Annotated in this window: 2 protein-coding genes; one reads left to right on the plus strand and one right to left on the minus strand. The window is 66.9% G+C overall.

Annotated features, from left to right (window positions below):
* Positions 1-223: 223 nt before the first annotated feature.
* On the minus strand, positions 224-2,107 hold the full coding sequence (locus tag ACTH43_RS14720) for a BCCT family transporter (RefSeq protein ID WP_441445647.1): 1,884 nt from the start codon (positions 2,105-2,107) through the stop codon (positions 224-226).
* 287 nt (positions 2,108-2,394) lie between these two features.
* Here ACTH43_RS14720 and thrS point away from each other — a divergent pair, with 287 nt between their 5' ends.
* Positions 2,395-4,395: a threonine--tRNA ligase gene (gene thrS / locus ACTH43_RS14725; RefSeq protein ID WP_441445648.1), complete on the plus strand. Its 2,001-nt coding sequence runs from the start codon at positions 2,395-2,397 to the stop codon at positions 4,393-4,395.
* The last annotated feature ends 137 nt before the right edge of the window (positions 4,396-4,532 follow it).

Here is a 4,532-nt window from a genome sequence, read left to right on the forward strand (position 1 = left end):
GCGCGCTTCCCTGACACGGAAGAGGTCACTGGTTCGATCCCAGTATCGCCCACCAGCACAGAAGGGCCCCGGTCTGCGGACCGGGGCCCTTGCTGCGTCCCGGGGCTCCGGTGACTTCCAAGAGGCACGGTGACCGGGGCGGAACGCAACACACGAGGGCTCCTGCCGATCGGCAGGGGCCCTCGTCAATGGGACGGACGCCGGCTCGGCGGCGCCAGGAGGGTCAGCTCTTGGGCTCCGGCGACTCGTCGGTCCCCTGGGGGTGCTCGTCCTCCACCGCTGGCGACGCGGTGTCCGTTCCCCGCGAGCGCTCGCGGGCCTCCTTCTCCGCTTCGAGCTTCTTGGCATCCGCGGGCGTCACCTCGACGATCGTCTCGACGGTGCGCAGCTCGAAGGGCTCGCCGTCATGACGATCGATGGCGGTGTCCACGGAGTCTTCGAGGATGTGCCGGGCCAGCCGGTTGCGGATCATCAGCGGATCCCGGGAGAGGTCCTTCCAGATCGCCACGCACAGCAGGAGCATGGCGATCACGAAGGGCAGGGAGGCCACGATCGTGATGTTCTTCAGACCGTTCAGTGCAGCAGCCGGGTCGTTACCGCCGGCCAGCAGCATGATCGCGGCGACGGCGCCGGTGGCCACGCCCCAGAAGATGACGACCTTCCGGGTCGGCTCCTCGGCGCCCCGCTCGCTGAGACCGCCCATGACGATCGAGGCCGAGTCGGCACCGGTGACGAAGAAGATGGCGATCAGCAGCACCGTCAGGACCATCAGCGCGACGAGGACTGCGCCGGGCAGGGGGAGCGCCCGGAGGGTGTCGAACAGGATGAGGTCGAAGTCGATGTCCGGTGCGCCGTCGACGATCTGCGAGAGCATCTTCGTGGTGTCTCCGGCACGCTCGGCGCGTTCCTGGATGCCGATCGCGCCCCCGCCGAAGACGGAGAACCACAGCAGCGAGACCACCGAGGGGACCAGCAAGACGCCCACGATGAACTGGCGGATCGTGCGGCCGCGGGAGATGCGACCGATGAACAGGCCCACGAAGGGGCACCAGGAGACCCACCAGGCCCAGTAGAAGATCGTCCAGGTGCTCATCCATGAGGCCATGGATTCATCGCCCGCTGCGGCGGTGCGCGAAGCCATCTGGGGCAGGTCGCCGATGAAACCGCCGACGGCGTTGGGCACCACGTTGAGGATGAAGAGCGTCGGACCGCCGATGAAGACGACCACGGCGAGCACCACCGCGAGCACCATGTTGATGTTCGAGAGGTACTGGATGCCGCGCTCCACGCCGGAGACGGCTGAGGCCACGAAGCAGGCGGTGAGGGCGGCGATGATGATCACCAGGACGGGTGACTTCACCTCTTCCAGCAGGCCGACGGACTCGATCCCGCCACCGATCTGCAGGGCACCGAGACCCAGGGAGCAGGCCGAACCGAACAGTGTGGCCAGGATCGCAAGGATATTGATGATGCGGCCGCCGATGCTCTCGGAGACGCGCTCTCCGAAGATCGAGGCGAACATCGAGGAGAACAGCTGCGGCCGACCCAGGCGGTAGGTGCCGTAGGCCATGCCCAGTCCCACGATCGCGTACATCGCCCACGGGTAGAGGGTCCAGTGGAACAGGGTGGTGCCCATGGCCGTGGTCATCGCCGCGGCGGTCTGACCATCCACGGTGCCAGGCGGCGGAGACATGTAGAAGAAGAGGGGCTCGCCCACGCCATAGAAGACGAGGCCGATCCCCATACCGGTCGCGAACATCATCGAGATCCAGGACGCGGTACGGAACTGCGGCTCCTCGCCGTCCCGCCCCAGTGGGATGCGGCCGAAGCGGGAGATGGCGACGACGATGACGAAGACGGTGAACACCGTCGCCGCGATCACGTACAGCCATCCGAAGTTCTCCATCACGCCGTTCAGGGCGTTGGTGGCGACGGTGCCGAGGCCGGTCGGTGAGATCAGCCCCCGCACCACGAAGGCGATGGCGAGGACCCCGGCGACGCCGAAGACCACCTTGTCGAGTCCTGCGCTATGGCGCTTTCGTCGCCGTGGCTTGGCGCTGCGGAGGTCCTCGAGGAGCTCCTTGGTCGTCTGTGTGTTCTGGCTCATGGTGACGTCGCCTCGTCGTGCCGTCTCGTTGGTGAGCGCGCGGAGGGACGCACTCCTTCCTGGGGAGGGATGTCGTGCAGCGCCAGTTCAGCGATCTGACAATCTGAAGATCGGCCGTCCCGTCTACGGACAGGTGCATCGCCGTCACGGTGTGCATACCGTCACGGCCACGACGTGACGGAGGTGACGCGCGCCCCAGGGGTCGAGGCGTTCTGCCTGCGCCGGATACCATCGGCGGCGGAGCCGGCATCGTCGGCCGGCTCGACCCGAACACAAGGAGCAACTCCGTGGCCCAGATCGCCATCACCCTCGACGGTTCACCCCAGCACATCGACGAGGGGACCACGGGCACCGCGCTCTTCGCGGACACCACCTCGATCATCGCCCTTCGCATCGACGGCGAGCTGCGGGACCTGGACACCGCCCTTTCCGCCGGGCAGGTCGTCGACGGTGTCGACATCTCCAGCCCTGACGGACTGTCGATCCTCCGTCATAGCACCGCCCATGTGCTCGCCCAGGCAGTGCAGAAGACGAATCCTGAGGCCAAGCTCGGCATCGGGCCGCCGATCACCGACGGCTTCTACTACGACTTCGATGTCGTCGAGCCCTTCACCCCGGAGTCCCTCAAGACGCTCGAGAAGGAGATGAACCGGATCATCAAGTCCGGCCAGCGCTTCGTGCGCCGCGAGATCTCCGACGACGACGCCCGGGCCGAGGCGGTCTCCGAGCCGTACAAGCTCGAGCTGATCGGACTGAAGTCCCAGGCCGGTGACGCCGCCGAAGGGGCCAGCGTCGAGGTCGGCGAGGGTGGGCTGACCATGTATGACAACGTGGACAAGAAGGGCCAGACCGTCTGGACGGATCTGTGCCGCGGCCCGCACCTGCCCAGCACCAAGCTGATCGGCAACGGCTTCGCACTCACCCGCTCCGCCGCCGCCTACTGGCGCGGCAGCGAGAAGAACCCGATGCTGCAGCGCGTCTACGGCACCGCCTGGCCGTCCAAGGACGAGCTGCGTGCCCACCAGGAGCGCATCGCCGAAGCCGAGCGCCGCGATCATCGCCGCCTCGGCAACGAGCTGGACCTCTTCTCCTTCCCCGACGAGATCGGCTCCGGGCTGCCGGTGTTCCATCCCAAGGGCGCGATGATCAAGATGGAGATGGAGGACTACTCCCGCCGTCGGCACGTCGAGGCCGGGTATTCCTTCGTCTCCACCCCGCACATCACCAAGAAGAACCTCTTCGAGACCTCCAAGCACCTCGAGTGGTACGCCGACGGCATGTACCCCCCGATGCACGTGGATGAGGAGGTCGATGCTGACGGCAACATCACCAAGCAGGGCCAGGACTACTACCTCAAGCCCATGAACTGCCCGATGCACAACCTCATCTACAGCTCGCGCGGTCGCTCCTACCGCGAGCTGCCGATGCGGCTGTTCGAGTTCGGCAGCGTCTACCGCTACGAGAAGTCCGGTGTGGTGCACGGGCTGACCCGCGCCCGCGGATTCACCCAGGACGACGCGCATATCTACACCACCCGTGAGCAGATGAAGGAGGAGATCGCAGCGACGCTGGACTTCGTCCTGGGCCTGCTCAAGGACTACGGCCTGGATGACTTCTACCTCGAGCTGTCCACCCGCGATCCCGAGAAGTCCGTCGGAGACGAGAGCACCTGGGAGGAGGCGACCCGCACCCTCGAGGAGGTTGCCACCGCCTCCGGCCTGGACCTGGTCCCGGATCCGGGCGGCGCCGCCTTCTACGGCCCGAAGATCTCCGTGCAGGCGAAGGACGCGATCGGTCGGACCTGGCAGCTGTCCACCATCCAGCTGGACTTCTTCGAGCCCGAGCTGTTCGAGCTCGAGTACACCGCCTCCGACGGCTCCCGCCAGCGCCCGGTGATGATCCACCGCGCCCTGTTCGGCTCGATCGAACGCTTCTTCGGCGTGCTGCTGGAGCATTACGCCGGCGCGTTCCCGGTGTGGCTGGCCCCCGTGCAGGTCGTCGGCATCCCGGTGGCGGCGGAATACGTGCCCTATCTCGACGAGGTGGCCACGAAGCTCCGCGCCCACGGCATCCGCGTCGAGGTCGACTCCTCGGACGACCGCATGCAGAAGAAGATCCGCACCCACACCAAGGAGAAGGTGCCCTATCTGCTCATCGCCGGCGGCGAGGACCAGGAGAAGGGCGCGGTCTCCTTCCGCATGCGTGACGGCAGCCAGGACAACGGCATCGATGTCGATACCGCAGTCCAGCGGATCGTCGAGGCTGTGACGACGAAGGCCCAGGTGTGAGCTCGGATCCCGAGCCCGTCGTCGAGGACGCCCCCCGGTTACGGGGGCGGCCCCACCACCACCCCAAGCGGGGGGCCCCCCCCCCGGGGGGCGACAACGGGGGGGGGGACAACACCCCCGATACCCCCCACCAAAAC

This window comes from Brachybacterium sp. (assembly GCF_052095815.1).
Lineage (GTDB): Bacteria > Actinomycetota > Actinomycetes > Actinomycetales > Dermabacteraceae > Brachybacterium.

Coding starts and splice junctions, on each gene's coding strand:
- ACTH43_RS14720 (WP_441445647.1), bottom strand. CDS start 2,107: ATGAGCCAGAACACACAGACGACCAAGGAGCTCCTCGAGGACCTCCGC.